We start from the raw sequence: 14,519 nt of genomic DNA on the forward strand, positions 1-14,519 counted from the left end.
AATCACTGGAATTGCTCCATCGGACCGCCTCGCCTGAGAGGGCGGAATAGTCGCGTTCTTCGCATCTTGCGCGCAGGGCGTCGGCCAGAAACGAGCGGCGGCCGGCAATCCGTTCCTCACATCGGGCGCAATATCCCCCCGCTTCTCGGCATCGTTCGCACGAGGGGTACCGTAACAGACGCGTGTCATCCGAGAGAAAGGCCGATCGCATTTGCGCCGCCCTCACCGCCGCCGGCTACGTCATCCTGTCTCCCGACGAGGTGCAGGGGATGGAGCGTGACAGGCAGGCTGTCGAGTTTGCGGCACGCTGGTGCTGGCGTACTGATCCGCCACACGCCAGCAGCAAGTTGACGGACGCGGAGCGCCTCAGCGCCATCAAATACCACCCGACGATCAAACAGGAAGGGCTGCCGCACGTCGAGATGGCTGCGCGCGAAAGCTCGCTGAAGGGAGGCCGTGATGCACAGTGACCGTCTCAAAGCTTTGAAAGCTGGTGCGTCTATCGATTTCTGGGGCAACGATAAGCCGAAGTGCCCACACTGCGGTTCTGACTTCGATATTGCCGATAATGAGGCTTGGCATCTCTACAGCGAGGACGGGCCGCACGAAGTCGAGTGCCCATCTTGCGACTGCGAATTCCAGGTCAACAGCATCGCGTCATGGACATTCAGCACAGACGAGCAGGAGTGTGACGATGCACAGTGACCTTATCGCCAAGCTGACAGAGGCACAGCGTTCGACCTTGCGAGAAATGGCTTCGTACGGAGCCCGGCCATACTGGTTCCGGCAGGCGACGTGCAAAGCACTAGTTGATCTCGGCCTCGCTGAGCCAACCCGATTAGACATCAAGCGCCCGCCTCATCGCATCACCCCTGCCGGCCGAGCCGCTCTCACGGAGGCGCGGGATGGTTAATTTTAGGTGGCGTCTATTCCGCATTCTGTCTGCCGTCGCATGGCGGATTTGCCCGGAGCCGCACAAATCTGCTCTCCAAGCGAGCATGACTTTCGACAAAGTGATGTGGGACAATCCAGACCGTGCTTTTGCAAGGGATTATGCCGGCCGAGCGCGCCGCTCTTGAGAAGGAGACACAGGCATGAAACTGACGGAAGCGCAGCGAGAAGAACTGTTTGCCCTAAAGGAAACGAATGATCTCGTCGGGCCATCCTTTCTGATGCGCCATCACTGGCACGAGTCAGGCTACCAGACGCTTGTCCGCCGTGGTCTCGTAGTATGGGGAGACCCGCCCGAAGGCTTTGATAAGCGCATGTTCGCAGGCGTCGAGATCACCGAAGCAGGCCGCGCCGCTCTCGCGGAGGGGAAGGATGAATAGACTTGCGCATCACATTGGCGACGACGAGCCGATGACGCTTGCCGAGGCATGCGAGATCGTGTTTCGTGGCGCGATTAAGCCGGCCACATTGCTAGCGGAGGCGGCTCGCGGCAATCTGGTCATGGAAAAGATTGGCAGGCGCTGGTTTGTCTCGCGCTCTGCCCTGAATGACATGAGAGAGAAATGCCGCGCCCAGCAAAAGGTGCCCGCCTCTGGTTCGATCGTAAGGCAGGATACTGGTTTATCCGTGACGGAACGGTCAAGCGCAGCACAGGCTGCGGCCTTGAGCAGCGCGCGGGCGCTGAGGAACAGCTCCGATCCTACATCGAACAGAAATACGAGCCGCCGACCGACAATCGTCCGTCTCGGCTCCTAGTTGCCGATGTCCTGACTTTCTATGCCCGAGAGATTGCGCCCGGCCAGAAGTCGCAGGCTACCAGCTACGCCATAGAGCGGCTGTTGGATTGGTGGGGCGGCAAGTCCCTGTCTGAGGTCAAGCGATCAACGTGCCTGGATTATGTGGCATACCGCACGACACAGCCGATCAGGCAGGCGAAGAAGACCAAGACGCCAAAACTCACCAGCTCAGAAACCTCTCGCAGGGAGTTGACCGTTCTGCGGGCGGCAATCAACGCTTATCACGCTGAGACGCCATTGGATGCATTACCGGTGGTGACGCTGCCAACAAGCTCAGGGGCTCGCCCTGACTGGCTGAGGCGCGATCAGGCCGCGGCCCTTCTGAGGGCGGCTCGGAAGTTGGAAGAAAAGGATTCGGCCAGAGCGCTACAGCGCTTCATCCTGCTTGGCGTCTATACAGGGACGCGATCAGGCGCGCTGCGCCGGCTGGGGTGGGTGCCGAACACGCTTGGCGGCCACATCGATATCGACGCCGGCGTCATCTATCGGCGCGGCGATGACGAGGGTGAGACCAAGAAGCGCCGCCCCACGATCAGAATACCAGACAGGCTGAAGGGCTTCCTGCGCAGATGGCGGGCTCAGGACATGTCAGGCGAGCGTAAAATCGCGTTCGTCATCCACTATCGTGGCCGACCAGTAGACATGCAGAGAAAGTCATGGGCGGCGGCAAGAGATGCGGCCGGGCTCAAGAAAGAGATCACCCCGCACATACTGCGCCATACCGCCGCATCATGGCTCATGTTGGCAGGCGCGGACATCTGGGATGCATCCCACTACCTCGGAATGAGCCCGAAAATGCTGGAAGACGTGTATGGCCATCACCACCCAGACTTCCAGAAAGCGGTTGCGTCGAAGGTTGGCAAGAAGGGGTAACTGTCAGAATTTCTGTCATCGGACCATTTCAGTCAGAAACGACAGATAAAGCAAATACTTGAAATCATTGGGAGAAAAATGGTGCTGCCAGAGAGGATTGAACTCTCGACCTCTCCCTTACCAAGGGAGTGCTCTACCACTGAGCTACGGCAGCAACCGGATGCGGCGGACTTCTGCCACATCGTTTCGCCAAGTGCAAGGCTCTAAAACAGCCTGTGCAAAGACGTTGTTTCGAACATGCCCATGCCATATTCATGGAAGCTTATCCAGCCAGCAGGAACACAGGCATGAAGGACAAGAAAGGAACCGCAACCAGCAGCGAAGAAGCGCGCAAGGCACGCTCGGCGGAAGCCTTGAGGGCCAATCTGCTCAAGCGCAAGGCGCAGACAAGAGCCCGACGCGCCGGAGAGGCGGATTCTCGGCCTCAGGGCATCGAAGCCTCCAGGCCCGCTTCGGAAAGCTGATCCGCCCGGCGTTGGCCCCATCGGGGCAATGTGCGTGATCGTCTGATACTTTTGTTGCCAGTGCATTTTCTTGAATGACAGCCGTCTATGGTTTAGACGGACCGCTTTAAACGATTGAAGCGCGCCAGCGGCATCAGCCGTCTCCGGCGCGGCACATCCCAGACCGGCATTCAGCCGGGGAGAGGCATCTTCATGGATCGCATCAGGATCGTCGGGGGCAACAGGCTCTCAGGCACCATTCCGATTTCGGGCGCCAAGAATGCCGCCCTGCCCCTGATGATCGCTTCGCTGCTGACGCGCGAAACGCTGACGCTGGAAAACGTGCCGCATCTGGCCGATGTGGAGCAGCTCATCCGCATCCTCGGCAATCACGGCGTCGATTATTCCGTCAACGGCCGCCGCCCGACGCAGACCGAAGGCTATTCGCGCACCATCAATTTCACCGCCGGCAGCATTGTCGACACCACCGCCCCCTATGAGCTGGTGTCGAAGATGCGTGCGTCGTTCTGGGTCGTCGGCCCGCTGCTTGCACGCATGGGCGAGGCGCGGGTCTCGCTGCCGGGCGGCTGCGCCATCGGCACCCGGCCGGTGGACCTGTTCATCGAAGGCCTGCAGGCGCTGGGCGCCGACATCGATGTCGAGAGCGGCTATGTGCTGGCAAAAGCGGCGAAGGGCCTGCGCGGCAACCGCTACCGCTTTCCGAAAGTATCCGTCGGCGCGACCCATGTGCTGATGATGGCCGCCGCCCTCGCCCGCGGAGAAACCGTTCTGGAGAACGCCGCCCGCGAGCCCGAGGTGGTCAACCTTGCCGATTGCCTCAACGCCATGGGTGCGAAGATTTCCGGTGCCGGAACCGACACCATCACCATCGAGGGCGTGGATGAGCTGCACGGCGCCAGCGTTCGCGTCATTCCCGACCGCATCGAGACCGGCACCTACGCCATGGCCGTGGCCATGACCGGCGGCGACGTTCTGCTGGAAGGCGCGCGGGCGGACCTTCTGGAAAGCGCGCTGGAGACGATTTCCCGCACCGGCGCCGAAATCACCGTCACCAATGAGGGCATCCGCGTCTACCGCAATGGCGCCGGCATCGAGCCGGTAGACATTACCACCGAGCCCTTCCCCGGCTTCCCGACCGACCTTCAGGCGCAGTTCATGGGCCTGATGACCATGGCAAAGGGCCGCTCGCACATCACCGAGACGATCTTCGAGAACCGCTTCATGCACGTGCAGGAACTGGCGCGGCTCGGCGCCCACATCACCCTGTCCGGCCAGACCGCGATCGTCGACGGCGTGGCGAAGCTGAAGGGCGCACCGGTGATGGCGACCGACCTGCGCGCCTCGGTGTCGCTGGTCATCGCCGGACTGGCCGCGGAGGGCGAAACCATCGTCAACCGGGTCTACCATCTCGATCGCGGCTTCGAGCGGCTGGAAGAGAAGCTGTCGGGCTGCGGCGCGACCATAGAGCGCATCAGCGGCTGATGCCCGGTTCCTGCGGCATCGCGGTTGCACAGACCGCCAAGACAGCCTAACAAAAGGGTTCAGGACAACCCTTCGCAGGTGCGAAACAGGCATGGACAGCCTCAAGCTGATCGCGCTCGACGAGCAGGATCTCAACGTCATTTCCGCCCATGTGCAGGACGCGGTGATGAAGGTGCGCGACCTGCAATATCTGCCCGGCACGCACCGCTTCGTGCTGGCGATGAGCCGTTTTGCCTGGGAAAAGAAATCCGGCTTCCTGCGCAAGCATAATGAGCGCCGGCAAAGCGTGCTGCATTTCGACCGCGTGCTCGGCGCAAAGGTGGCCGGGATCGCGCGCGACAAGCCCGACGACGTGCTTTCTTTGCTGGCTGTCAGCTTTGTGCCCACGGACCAGCCGGCCGGCATCATAGAACTCGTCTTCTCCGGCGGCGGAACAATCATGCTCGATGTCGAATGCGTGGAGGCAGGCCTTGCCGATATCGGCGGTGCCTGGCAGGCAACGTCGCGCCCCGCCCACAGGATCTGACACGCATGGCCCTTACTCTCAGACAATCGGATGCGGATTTCGAACAGCGATTTGCCGCCTTCCTGTCGACGAAGCGCGAGGTTTCGGCCGATGTCGAGGCCGTGGTGCGCGACATCATCGCCCGCGTGCGCGCCGAGGGCGACGCCGCCATCATCGACTACACGAAGCGCTTCGACAGGGCCGACCTTGAAACGCTCGGCATTGCGGTCTCGCGCGCCGACATCGAGGCCGCCTATGGGCAGGCCGATCCGGCCACCATCGAAGCGCTGAAGCTGGCCCGCGACCGCATCCGCTCGCATCACCAGCGCCAGATGCCGAAGGACGACATCTATGTCGATCCGATCGGCGTCGAACTCGGCTCGCGCTGGACGGCGGTGGAATCGGTCGGCCTCTATGTGCCGGGCGGCACCGCCAGCTATCCAAGCTCGGTTCTGATGAACGCCGTTCCGGCGTCGGTGGCCGGCGTGGAGCGCATCGTCATGGTGGTGCCGGCCTCCGGCGGCGTCATCAACCCGCTGGTGCTGGTGGCGGCCGATCTGGCCGGCATATCGGAAATCTACCGCATCGGCGGCGCGCAGGCTGTCGCCGCGCTTGCCTACGGCACCGAAACGATCAGGCCCGTGGTCAAGATCGTCGGGCCGGGCAACGCCTATGTCGCGGCCGCCAAGCGGCATGTGTTTGGCACGGTCGGCATCGACATGATCGCCGGACCTTCCGAGGTTCTGGTGGTGGCAGACAGCTCCAACGATCCCGACTGGATCGCCGCAGACCTGCTGGCGCAGGCCGAGCACGACGCATCGGCGCAGTCGATCCTGATGACCGACGACGCCGAATTCGGCAAAGCCGTGGAGGACGCCGTCGAGCGCCAGCTGCGCAGTCTTTCACGCGGCGAAACCGCAGCGCAGAGCTGGCGCGATTTCGGCTGCGTCATCCTCGTGGATGGTTTCGATACGGCGACCCCGCTCATCGACCGTATCGCGGCCGAACATCTGGAACTGGCGGTTGACGATGCCGACGCCCTGCTTGGCCGCATCCGCAACGCCGGTTCGGTGTTCATCGGCTGCCATACGCCGGAGGTGATCGGCGACTATGTCGGCGGCTGCAACCATGTGCTGCCCACCGCGCGCTCGGCCCGCTTTTCGTCGGGGCTTTCCACGCTCGATTTCGTCAAGCGCACCTCGACCCTCAGGCTGGGTCCTGAACAGTTGCGCGCGCTGGGGCCTGCCGCCATCGCGCTGGCCACGGCGGAAGGGCTGGATGCACATGCCCGCTCCGTCGCCATACGCCTGAACATGTAGCGCCGATGTCGGACTTCGATCACCAGCGTGACCGGCTCATCGACGTCGAACTTGACGAAACGATCGGCCGTTCCACGCCGGATGTCGAGCATGAGCGCGCCGTGGCGATCTTCGATCTGATCGAGGAAAACAATTTCCGTCCGGTCAATGACGAAAAGCCCGGCCCCTACAAGCTGAAGCTGTCGCTGGTCGATGCACGGCTGGTCTTTGCCATCACCCGGGAAGACGGCTCGGACGTCGTCACCCATATCCTGTCGCTCACGCCTTTCCGGCGGATCGTCAAGGATTACTACATGATCTGCGAAAGCTATTACGATGCCATCCGCTCGGCCTCGCCCAGCCATATCGAGGCCATCGACATGGGCCGGCGCGGACTGCACAATGAGGGTTCGCAAACGCTGAAAGACCGGCTGGCTGGCAAGATCGACATTGATTTCGATACGGCGCGGCGGCTGTTTACGCTGGTTTGCGTGCTGCACTGGCGAGGCTGACCTGAACGGCGAACCCTCCAAACCGCGCTCGATTCTTTTCATGTGCGGAATGAACGCCGTGCGCTCTCCCATGGCCGAGCTTCTGGCGCGCCGGGTGCTGCCGGCCGATGTCTTCATCGCCTCGGCCGGCGTCCATGCCGGCGAACGCGATCCCTTCGTCGATGCTGTTCTTGAAGAAGAGGGACTGTCGCTGGGCGACCGCGAACCACGCGCGGTGGACGACATAGAAGACGCCTATTTCGACCTGATCATCACCCTTTCACCGCAGGCTCACCATACGGCGATGGAATTCACCCGCACCATGGCGGTGGAAGTAGAGTATTGGCCGACCTTCGACCCGACCTCGATTACCGGCACCCGCGAGCAGCGGCTGGCTGCCTATCGCGATGTGCGCGAGCATCTGAAGGAGCGCGTCGCGTCGCGCTTTCTAAAAACGGACCAGCCATGAGAGCCTGAGACGGATCGGGGGCCGCAGCGTTGTCGATGGCAGCGAGATCGCGGGGCCCCTGTCTGCGGTCTGCGGAAATTGCCCGAATTCAGGCCGCCGGCTTTTTTGCCGCCTGCCGGAAAGTGAGCCAGAAGCCGACGCGGACCAGAAGAACCTGAATGACAAGGATGGCAGCAAACACTCCGGCGATCACGGCGATGCCGGCCTGACTGAACTCGTTCCACATCTGCTGGTCGCCGGAAAGGCCGAAGACGGCAAAGCCGGCCGAGAGGACGGCCGAAACGATGCCGCATAGCAGGGCGACGTTCCATACGCGGCCACCGGCCGGCACCACCTTCGCACGGGAAAACCAGTACTGGCCGGCCACGCCGGCTGCCGCCACGACGACGAGGAACCCCATGGCCGGGTTGTCGAAAGGCACGAAGATCACAAGAATATTCAGAAGAATGGCGAGGACCAGGAACGCGGCCGCAAAGATACCGACGATTGCCGGTGACGACACAGGGCGACTGTCTGCAGAATTCATTGAAACCTTCCCTCGGCACTCAAGTTGATCGTGCGCCGCACTCAGTCACAAAACCATGATTGCTGGCAATATGGAAAATGCCGGCCGGATCGCATCATCCTCAGGAAACGAAAAACGCCCGCAACATATATGTTGCGGGCGCTTTTTTGGGTTGCCAGTTGGCAGCTTCTTACTGGCCGCTGGTGCTTTCGGCAGGCGTGCCTGCGGGCGCCGTGTTGGCTGCCCCCGCATTGTTGGCGTCGGAACCTTCACCAACAACGGTCTCGACAGCGGCATTGCCGGCCGGCGCCTGAACGTCTTCCTTGTGCTCGACACCCACCATCACGAACCGGATGATGAACAGAATGGCGACAAGCCAGGTGGCCGGATGCACATCCCTGAAACGGCCGCTCAGCGTCTTCAGGGCAGCATAGCTGATGAAGCCGAAGGCAAGACCGTTGGCGATCGAATAGGTGAACGGCATCATCAGCGCGGTCAGCGCCGCCGGTGCCGCCTCGGTGATTTCGGTCCACTCCACCTCGACCAGTTCGCGCATCATCAGGCAGGCGACGTAGAGCAGCGCCGGTGCCGTTGCGTAGACCGGAACCGAGCCAGCCAGCGGCGCGAAGAACAGGGCCGCGAGGAACAGGATCGCAACCACCAGAGCCGTGAGGCCCGTGCGTCCGCCAGCCTGAACGCCGGAGGCGCTTTCGACATAGGCGGTGGTGCTGGAGGTGCCGAGCATCGAACCGGCAACGATGGCCGTGCTGTCTGCCAGAAGCGCCTTGCCGAGACGGTTGGGCTTGCCTTCCGGCATCAGGCCCGCGCGCTTGGCAACGCCGATCAGCGTGCCGGTGGCGTCGAAGATCTCGACCAGCACCAGAACGAGGATGACGTAGAACACGCCAGCATGAAGCACACCCATGATGTCGAGCTGCATGAAGGTCGGCGCGATGGACGGGGGCATGGACACCACGCCTCCGAACTGGCTGACACCGAGAGCCATCGAGGCAATGGTGATGACCAGAATGCCGATCAGGATCGCACCGCGAATTTTCAGCGCATCGAGAGCGGCAATGATGAAGAAGCCGGCGATCGCCAGAAGCGGACCAGTCTGCGTCACGTCACCCAGGCTGACCAGCGTGGCCGGATTGGCGACCACGATACCGGAGCTCGTCAACGCGATGATGGCGAGGAAAAGACCGATACCAGCGGCAACCGCGCTGCGCATCGACCTCGGAATTCCCTCGACAATCCACCTGCGCACGCCGGTGACCGTCAGGATCAGGAAGATGATGCCCGAAATGAAGACTGCGCCGAGCGCCTGCTGCCAGGTGAAGCCCAGAGCGCCAACCACGGTGAATGCGAAGAACGCATTCAGGCCCATGCCGGGCGCCATGCCGATCGGCCAGCGTGGCACCAGCGCCATGATCGCCGAACCGATTGCCGCAGCCAGACAGGTGGCCACGAAAACGGCATCCTTGTCCATGCCGGTCGTCGACAGGATCGCCGGGTTCACAAAGATGATGTACGACATCGTCAGGAAGGTGGTGACACCGGCAATCACTTCGGTGCGAACCGAGGACCCCTCTTCCTTTATTCTGAAATATGATTCGAGCACTGACACCCTCCCTCTCCTTATAGGTATGAAGGCACGTTTTCCAAACGCCGCCTACCCGGAGATGCATGGGCCGGACCCCTCCGCCCATCGCCGCTCCCGATCCGGCGAAACCGGCAAATTTGCCAGCTTCGTATAGTTTCGGCGCGTTGACCAACCCAATCAAGCGATAAACTACGCTATATTGATTGAATCTGTTGATCCCTTTTCATGTGTAAAGTCGAGCGTCGGCTCCGCTTATCCACTGCCACTTTACATGGCAGCAGCACTTTGCACGCAGGGCCGCCTGCTTTTGTTCCCTGTGCCGATTAGCGTGTTCACAAACCCGCCTTTATCATATAGGTTCCGCGCAAAATCCGGGCACTGGTCCCGGATCATCACCCGAGAAAAGGTATCGAATGCCGAAGGAAGAAGTCCTTGAGTTTCCGGGCGTGGTGACGGAGTTGCTTCCGAACGCCATGTTCCGGGTCAAGCTTGAAAACGAGCACGAAATCATTGCCCACACGGCTGGCCGCATGCGCAAGAACCGCATCCGCGTGCTGACCGGCGACAAGGTTCTGGTCGAAATGACACCCTACGACCTGACCAAGGGCCGTATCACCTACCGTTTCAAGTAAACACCGTCCGGGCAGACAGGCATGGCTGGAAGCAAATCGCAGACGCTTGTGCTTGCCTCTGCTTCGCCGCGCAGGATTCAGCTCCTGCAGCAGGCGGGCATCGAGCCTGACCGCATTCTGCCAGCCGACATAGACGAGACGCCGCAGCGCGCCGAGCATCCCCGGTCGCTGGCAAAGCGGCTGTCGAAGCAGAAGGCGGAAAAAGCGCTTGCCGACCTGAAGGCAGAGCCGGCTGCCGAACCCGCCTTCGTGCTGGCGGCGGATACGGTCGTTGCCGTCGGCCGCCGCATACTGCCGAAGGCCGAGACCATCGACGACGCCGTCTATTGCCTGCAACTGCTGTCCGGCCGTTCGCACCGCGTCTATTCCGGCATCTGCCTCGCCACGCCATCGGGCAAGATCCGCCAGCGTCTCGTTGAGACGCGGGTGCGCTTCCGGCGGCTGCCGCGCGAGGACATCGAGCGCTATGTCGCCTCGGGCGAATGGCGCGGCAAGGCCGGCGCCTACGCCATACAGGGGCTTGCCGGCGCCTTCGTGGTCAAGCTGATCGGCTCCTACACCAGCGTGGTGGGGCTGCCATTGTATGAAACCGCGGCGCTGCTTGCCGGCGAAGGCTTCGACACACGCGCCGGCTGGCCGGCCACAGGTATCTCATGAGCGGCGACAACACCGCGCAGGTGATGCCTCTGCGGCCCAAGCGGCCATGCCCCGAATGCGGGCGACCTTCGGCGCGTGAGACTTATCCCTTCTGCTCCAAGCGCTGCAAGGATGTCGACCTGAACCGCTGGCTCAAGGGCGCCTACGTCATACCTGTCCGTGACGACGAGGACGAGGCGGACGACGTGCCGCCGGCTACGGACCGGGAATAGCGGTTCCGGACATTCGGTCTCCTGCTTGCCCATATGGCTGTAATGGCCTGAAATGGAAGCAGACGCCTGCCGTCACATAACTATCATTCGCGCCCCCTTCCCTTCCGTGTGCCGAACCGGCATACTTGGCTGGTATTCTTAAATTTGGTGATTGATGACGCCCGTAAAGAAGGACGTTCGTTCAAAACGTTCCCGCAGCCCTACCTTCGTGAATAATCTGCGTGGGGTAAAAAGCTGGAAGGATGCCAGTGCCTGGCTCGAATACCGCGGCATTGAAGACATAGAGTGCATCACGCCTGATCAGGCCGGTGTCGCGCGCGGCAAGATGATGCCGTCCAGCAAATTCACGTCCAATACGTCGCTGGCCCTGCCGTCGGCCGTGTTCATGGCCACCATTTCGGGCGGTTATCCGGAAGACGGCAATGGCTTCGTCTATCCGGAGGATGACGGCGACCTCAAGATGGTGCCGGACCTGTCGACGCTGACCGTGGTGCCATGGGAAGACGACCCGACCGCAGCCGTCATCTGCGATCTGGTGCATCAGGACGGGCGCACGGTGGAATTCACGCCGCGCAACGTGCTCAAGAACGTTGTCGCCGCCTATGACAAGCTCGGGCTGAAGCCCGTCGTCGCCCCGGAAATCGAATTCTATCTGGTCCACAAGAACCCCGATCCGGATTATCCGCTGACCCCTCCGGTCGGCCGCTCGGGGCGGGCCATCGGCGGCGGCGCCGGCTACTCCATCGCCGGCGTCAATGAGTTCGACGAGCTGATCGACGACATCTACCATTTCTCTGAAAGCCAGGGCCTTGAGATCGACACGCTGATCCATGAGGAGGGCGCCGGCCAGCTGGAGATCAACCTGCGCCATGGCGACCCCATCGAGCTGGCTGATCAGGTGTTCATGTTCAAGCGCACGATCCGCGAGGCCGCGCTGAAGCACAATATCTACGCCACCTTCATGGCCAAGCCCATTCAGGGCCAGCCGGGGTCGGCCATGCATATCCACCAGTCGATCATCGACAAGAAGACCGGCGCCAACATCTTCACTGCCAGCGATGGTTCGGAGACCGATCAGTTCTTCCACTTCATCGGCGGCATGCAGCAGCATGTGCCAAACGCGCTGGTGATGCTGGCGCCATATGTGAACTCCTATCGCCGGCTCACGCAGGCTGCCTCCGCCCCCGTCAACAACAAATGGGGTTACGACAACCGCACCACGGCCTTCCGCGTTCCGCGCTCCGACCCGGCCGCCAGACGCGTGGAGAACCGCATCCCCTCCTCGGATGCCAATCCCTATCTGGCGCTCGCTGCCTCGCTCGCCTGTGGGCTTATCGGGTTGAAGAACCGTCTCGAATCCGAAGCGCCCGTCGTCACAACGGCCAACGAGGACGAGATCGATCTGCCGCGCGGGCTTCTGGAGGCGGTCGATCTGTTCGAGCAGGATGAGGAGCTGGCCAGTCTTCTCGGAAAGACCTTCGCCACAACCTATGCTGCAATCAAGCGGGCAGAGTTCGAGACCTTCATGGAAGTCATCAGCCCCTGGGAGCGCGAATATTTGCTGCTGAACGTCTGAGCGGCGGCAAGCTGGTCTGCACCCTCCCAACAACCGCCACGCTGAAATCCGATGCCCTATCAGTCACCCATTTCACCCGGTCGCTCATGGTATGAAGACACCGTTGATGAGCGGCCTTCCTATGCCCGGCTGGACGGCGACAAAAGCTGCGATGTGGCGATCATAGGCGGCGGCTTTACAGGGCTGTCGGCGGCGGCCCATCTGGCGGCGTCGGGCACAAACGTCGTGCTCATCGAAGCTCATCGTTTCGGCGATGGGGCATCGGGCCGCAATGGCGGACAGATGAACACCGGGCAGCGCGCCTGGCCTGAAGAGATGGAAGCCGAATATGGCTTCACCCGCGCCAGCGCGCTGTTCGACCTTGCCGAAGAGGCGAAGGCCCATCTGCTGGATTTCGCAAAAGTCCATCACATCGACATCGACTATGCGCCCGGCCAGATGTCGGTGGCGCACAAGAAACGCTATGTCGACAATTACCGGGCCCATGCCGAGATCATGGCGAACCGCTTCGGTTATCCTCATATCTCGTTCATGGGCGCTGACGAGACTGCGGAACGGCTCGGCTCACAGCGCTTTTTCGGCGGCGTGCGCGATACCGGAACCGGACATATCCATCCGCTGAAGCTCCTGATCGGCACGGCGCGCGTTGCCGCTGAAGCCGGCGCTCACCTCTACGAGAACACGCCCGCTACAGGCATTGCCTCCAATGGCGGAAAGGTCTCCATCACGACCGATCACGGCACGATCACCGCCGACAAATGCCTCATCGCCACGAATGCCCATGGAGGAAATCTGGAACCGGAGAGCGCGGCGCATATCATGCCCATCGGTTCATTCATCGGCGCAACCGTGCCGCTGGGCGACGACAGCCCGGTGCTTCCCGGCGGCGAATCTGTCGATGATTCGCGTTTTGTCGTGCGCTATTTCCGGAAATCGAAGGACGGGCGCCTGCTGTTCGGCGGGCGCGAGATCTACGCCGTGACCGATCCGGGCGATATTCACATCCATATCCGCAAGCAGATCGCCGAGATCTATCCGGCGCTGAAGGACGTCGAGATCACGCACGGCTGGGGCGGCTATGTCGGCATCACCATGCCACGCCAGCCCTTCGTGCGCGAAGTGATGCCCAATGTCATCTCGGCCGGGGGGTATTCCGGTCACGGCGTCATGCTCTCGAACTTCGTCGGCAAGCTCTATGCTGAAACCGTGACCGGCAATCGCGAGCGGCTGAAGCTGTTCGAGGACCTGAAGATCCCCGCCTTCCCCGGCGGCCGTCGTCTGCGGGCCCCGCTGCTCTTCCTTGCCCTCAACTGGTATGCCCTTCGCGACAGCATCTGAACCCACCTGTCACGCCCGGGGAAAAAGGCCGGTCCGTTAAGCCTATCTTCATCCATCGGCCGGCATTGTCCCGATCCTGCGGCACAGTATCGAGTACCGCAGCGCGCAAGCGCCCAGGCAACAACCCGCGTTTCCACAAGAGACGCGGGTTCTGCTTTTCAGCCTCCCCACAAGCAGGACAAAGCCACCGCGAAACCGGCCGCATAACGAGAAAAGCCGGGCATTGCCCGGCTTGTCGTCACTTCATGCGTGATCTGATCATGCGGCCTGAAGCGCGCCCTGCAGGGTGGTCAGCTCCGACAGATACTGCTCGGCGCGCGTGCGGGTGTTGTCGTCCCTGGCGTCGGCGACGTCTTCCTTCGCCTCCTGCACACGGCGCGCGATGTCGTCGCGGTCGAGATCCTTCACCGACACGGCCGATTCAGCCAGCAGCGTGCAGCCAGCCGGCAGGATGTCGGCGAAACCGCCGAACACAACGTAGCGCTCCTGCTGTCCGGCGGCGGTGTTCACGGTGACAACGCCCGGCTTGATCGTGGTCATGACCGGAGCATGGTTGGCCATGATGGTCATTTCGCCTTCCGTTGCGGGGATGACGACCGATTCGATCTTTTCGGAGACAAGCAAACGCTCCGGCGAGACCAGTTCGAATTGGAAAGCTTCAGCCAT

At 61.8% G+C, this 14,519-nt stretch carries 17 protein-coding genes, 1 tRNA gene and 1 pseudogene; 15 read left to right on the forward strand and 4 right to left on the reverse strand.

Features of this window, described 5'->3' with window-relative positions; translation table 11 throughout:
* The first annotated feature begins 182 nt into the window (after window positions 1-182).
* From MIC97_RS08890 to MIC97_RS08905, 4 genes are all read left to right on the forward strand, one after another.
* Window positions 183-470 (forward strand): hypothetical protein, encoded by a 288-nt coding sequence (locus tag MIC97_RS08890; RefSeq protein ID WP_239799728.1) that lies wholly within the window; start codon window positions 183-185, stop codon window positions 468-470.
* Window positions 460-705 carry a hypothetical protein gene (locus MIC97_RS08895; protein ID WP_239799729.1) on the forward strand — a complete coding sequence of 82 codons (246 nt, stop codon included), beginning with the start codon at window positions 460-462 and terminating at the stop codon, window positions 703-705. Before MIC97_RS08890 ends, MIC97_RS08895 begins: the two co-directional genes overlap by 11 nt.
* A 389-nt stretch (window positions 706-1,094) precedes the next feature.
* A complete protein-coding gene (locus tag MIC97_RS08900) occupies window positions 1,095-1,331 on the forward strand; it encodes a hypothetical protein (RefSeq protein WP_239799730.1) in 237 nt (78 codons plus the stop codon).
* Between the two features lie 183 nt (window positions 1,332-1,514).
* Window positions 1,515-2,621 carry a site-specific integrase gene (locus MIC97_RS08905; protein ID WP_239799731.1) on the forward strand — a complete coding sequence of 369 codons (1,107 nt, stop codon included), beginning with the start codon at window positions 1,515-1,517 and terminating at the stop codon, window positions 2,619-2,621.
* 79 nt (window positions 2,622-2,700) lie between these two features.
* Here the strand turns inward: MIC97_RS08905 and MIC97_RS08910 are convergent.
* Window positions 2,701-2,775: transfer RNA gene (locus tag MIC97_RS08910), tRNA-Thr, on the reverse strand.
* A 133-nt stretch (window positions 2,776-2,908) separates the two neighbouring features.
* On the opposite strand from MIC97_RS08910, the gene MIC97_RS08915 reads away from it, so the two are divergent.
* The 6 genes from MIC97_RS08915 to MIC97_RS08940 all read left to right on the forward strand — a co-directional run bounded on the left by MIC97_RS08915 (window position 2,909) and on the right by MIC97_RS08940 (window position 7,330).
* Window positions 2,909-3,085 carry a hypothetical protein gene (locus MIC97_RS08915; RefSeq protein WP_183824619.1) on the forward strand — a complete coding sequence of 59 codons (177 nt, stop codon included), beginning with the start codon at window positions 2,909-2,911 and terminating at the stop codon, window positions 3,083-3,085.
* Window positions 3,086-3,277: 192 nt separating this feature from the next.
* The gene (gene murA, locus MIC97_RS08920) at window positions 3,278-4,567 is read left to right on the forward strand and encodes a UDP-N-acetylglucosamine 1-carboxyvinyltransferase (RefSeq protein WP_239799732.1); all 1,290 of its coding nucleotides are present in this window, start codon (window positions 3,278-3,280) and stop codon (window positions 4,565-4,567) included.
* A 91-nt stretch (window positions 4,568-4,658) separates the two neighbouring features.
* Complete coding sequence (locus MIC97_RS08925) at window positions 4,659-5,093, forward strand: DUF2948 family protein (RefSeq protein WP_183824625.1); 435 nt, start codon at window positions 4,659-4,661, stop codon at window positions 5,091-5,093.
* 5 nt (window positions 5,094-5,098) lie between these two features.
* Window positions 5,099-6,391, forward strand: a complete 1,293-nt coding sequence (hisD, locus tag MIC97_RS08930) for a histidinol dehydrogenase (protein ID WP_239799733.1) — start codon at window positions 5,099-5,101, stop codon at window positions 6,389-6,391.
* A gap of 5 nt (window positions 6,392-6,396) precedes the next feature.
* The gene (locus MIC97_RS08935; protein WP_183824631.1) at window positions 6,397-6,882 is read left to right on the forward strand and encodes a UPF0262 family protein; all 486 of its coding nucleotides are present in this window, start codon (window positions 6,397-6,399) and stop codon (window positions 6,880-6,882) included.
* Window positions 6,883-6,931: 49 nt separating this feature from the next.
* Window positions 6,932-7,330, forward strand: a complete 399-nt coding sequence (locus MIC97_RS08940; protein ID WP_239801072.1) for a low molecular weight phosphatase family protein — start codon at window positions 6,932-6,934, stop codon at window positions 7,328-7,330.
* A gap of 88 nt (window positions 7,331-7,418) precedes the next feature.
* Here the strand turns inward: MIC97_RS08940 and MIC97_RS08945 are convergent, their stop codons facing one another.
* On the reverse strand, window positions 7,419-7,856 hold the full coding sequence (locus tag MIC97_RS08945; RefSeq protein WP_239799734.1) for an ABZJ_00895 family protein: 438 nt from the start codon (window positions 7,854-7,856) through the stop codon (window positions 7,419-7,421).
* A 325-nt stretch (window positions 7,857-8,181) separates the two neighbouring features.
* Window positions 8,182-9,456, reverse strand: a pseudogene (locus MIC97_RS08950) (NCS2 family permease); the annotation flags it as partial.
* 395 nt (window positions 9,457-9,851) lie between these two features.
* Here MIC97_RS08950 and infA point away from each other — a divergent pair.
* The 5 genes from infA to MIC97_RS08975 all read left to right on the forward strand — a co-directional run bounded on the left by infA (window position 9,852) and on the right by MIC97_RS08975 (window position 13,853).
* On the forward strand, window positions 9,852-10,070 hold the full coding sequence (infA, locus tag MIC97_RS08955) for a translation initiation factor IF-1 (protein ID WP_006200926.1): 219 nt from the start codon (window positions 9,852-9,854) through the stop codon (window positions 10,068-10,070).
* 21 nt (window positions 10,071-10,091) lie between these two features.
* Window positions 10,092-10,727: a Maf-like protein gene (locus MIC97_RS08960; protein ID WP_239799735.1), complete on the forward strand. Its 636-nt coding sequence runs from the start codon at window positions 10,092-10,094 to the stop codon at window positions 10,725-10,727.
* Complete coding sequence (yacG, locus tag MIC97_RS08965; RefSeq protein WP_239799736.1) at window positions 10,724-10,939, forward strand: DNA gyrase inhibitor YacG; 216 nt, start codon at window positions 10,724-10,726, stop codon at window positions 10,937-10,939. The genes MIC97_RS08960 and yacG overlap by 4 nt, the downstream gene beginning before the upstream one ends.
* Window positions 10,940-11,093: 154 nt before the next feature.
* Window positions 11,094-12,515 carry a glutamine synthetase family protein gene (locus MIC97_RS08970; RefSeq protein ID WP_239799737.1) on the forward strand — a complete coding sequence of 474 codons (1,422 nt, stop codon included), beginning with the start codon at window positions 11,094-11,096 and terminating at the stop codon, window positions 12,513-12,515.
* Between the two features lie 51 nt (window positions 12,516-12,566).
* Window positions 12,567-13,853: an FAD-binding oxidoreductase gene (locus MIC97_RS08975; RefSeq protein ID WP_239799738.1), complete on the forward strand. Its 1,287-nt coding sequence runs from the start codon at window positions 12,567-12,569 to the stop codon at window positions 13,851-13,853.
* 258 nt (window positions 13,854-14,111) lie between these two features.
* Here the strand turns inward: MIC97_RS08975 and MIC97_RS08980 are convergent, their stop codons facing one another.
* Window positions 14,112-14,519, reverse strand: coding sequence for a F0F1 ATP synthase subunit epsilon (locus tag MIC97_RS08980; protein ID WP_183824655.1), 408 nt, complete (start codon window positions 14,517-14,519; stop codon window positions 14,112-14,114).

This window comes from Aquamicrobium sp. NLF2-7 (assembly GCF_022359935.1).
In the GTDB taxonomy this organism is placed as follows: domain Bacteria; phylum Pseudomonadota; class Alphaproteobacteria; order Rhizobiales; family Rhizobiaceae; genus Mesorhizobium; species Mesorhizobium lusatiense.

Excerpts from the sequence above, each read along its gene's own strand:
- MIC97_RS08895 (WP_239799729.1), top strand. The coding sequence starts at position 460 with ATGCACAGTGACCGTCTCAAAGCTTTGAAAGCTGGTGCGTCTATCGAT.
- MIC97_RS08900 (WP_239799730.1), top strand. The coding sequence starts at position 1,095 with ATGAAACTGACGGAAGCGCAGCGAGAAGAACTGTTTGCCCTAAAGGAA.
- MIC97_RS08905 (WP_239799731.1), top strand. The coding sequence starts at position 1,515 with ATGCCGCGCCCAGCAAAAGGTGCCCGCCTCTGGTTCGATCGTAAGGCA.
- MIC97_RS08915 (WP_183824619.1), top strand. The coding sequence starts at position 2,909 with ATGAAGGACAAGAAAGGAACCGCAACCAGCAGCGAAGAAGCGCGCAAG.
- murA (WP_239799732.1), top strand. The coding sequence starts at position 3,278 with ATGGATCGCATCAGGATCGTCGGGGGCAACAGGCTCTCAGGCACCATT.
- MIC97_RS08925 (WP_183824625.1), top strand. The coding sequence starts at position 4,659 with ATGGACAGCCTCAAGCTGATCGCGCTCGACGAGCAGGATCTCAACGTC.
- hisD (WP_239799733.1), top strand. The coding sequence starts at position 5,099 with ATGGCCCTTACTCTCAGACAATCGGATGCGGATTTCGAACAGCGATTT.
- MIC97_RS08935 (WP_183824631.1), top strand. The coding sequence starts at position 6,397 with ATGTCGGACTTCGATCACCAGCGTGACCGGCTCATCGACGTCGAACTT.
- MIC97_RS08940 (WP_239801072.1), top strand. The coding sequence starts at position 6,932 with ATGAACGCCGTGCGCTCTCCCATGGCCGAGCTTCTGGCGCGCCGGGTG.
- MIC97_RS08945 (WP_239799734.1), bottom strand. The coding sequence starts at position 7,856 with ATGAATTCTGCAGACAGTCGCCCTGTGTCGTCACCGGCAATCGTCGGT.
- infA (WP_006200926.1), top strand. The coding sequence starts at position 9,852 with ATGCCGAAGGAAGAAGTCCTTGAGTTTCCGGGCGTGGTGACGGAGTTG.
- MIC97_RS08960 (WP_239799735.1), top strand. The coding sequence starts at position 10,092 with ATGGCTGGAAGCAAATCGCAGACGCTTGTGCTTGCCTCTGCTTCGCCG.
- yacG (WP_239799736.1), top strand. The coding sequence starts at position 10,724 with ATGAGCGGCGACAACACCGCGCAGGTGATGCCTCTGCGGCCCAAGCGG.
- MIC97_RS08970 (WP_239799737.1), top strand. The coding sequence starts at position 11,094 with ATGACGCCCGTAAAGAAGGACGTTCGTTCAAAACGTTCCCGCAGCCCT.
- MIC97_RS08975 (WP_239799738.1), top strand. The coding sequence starts at position 12,567 with ATGCCCTATCAGTCACCCATTTCACCCGGTCGCTCATGGTATGAAGAC.
- MIC97_RS08980 (WP_183824655.1), bottom strand. The coding sequence starts at position 14,519 with ATGGCTGAAGCTTTCCAATTCGAACTGGTCTCGCCGGAGCGTTTGCTT.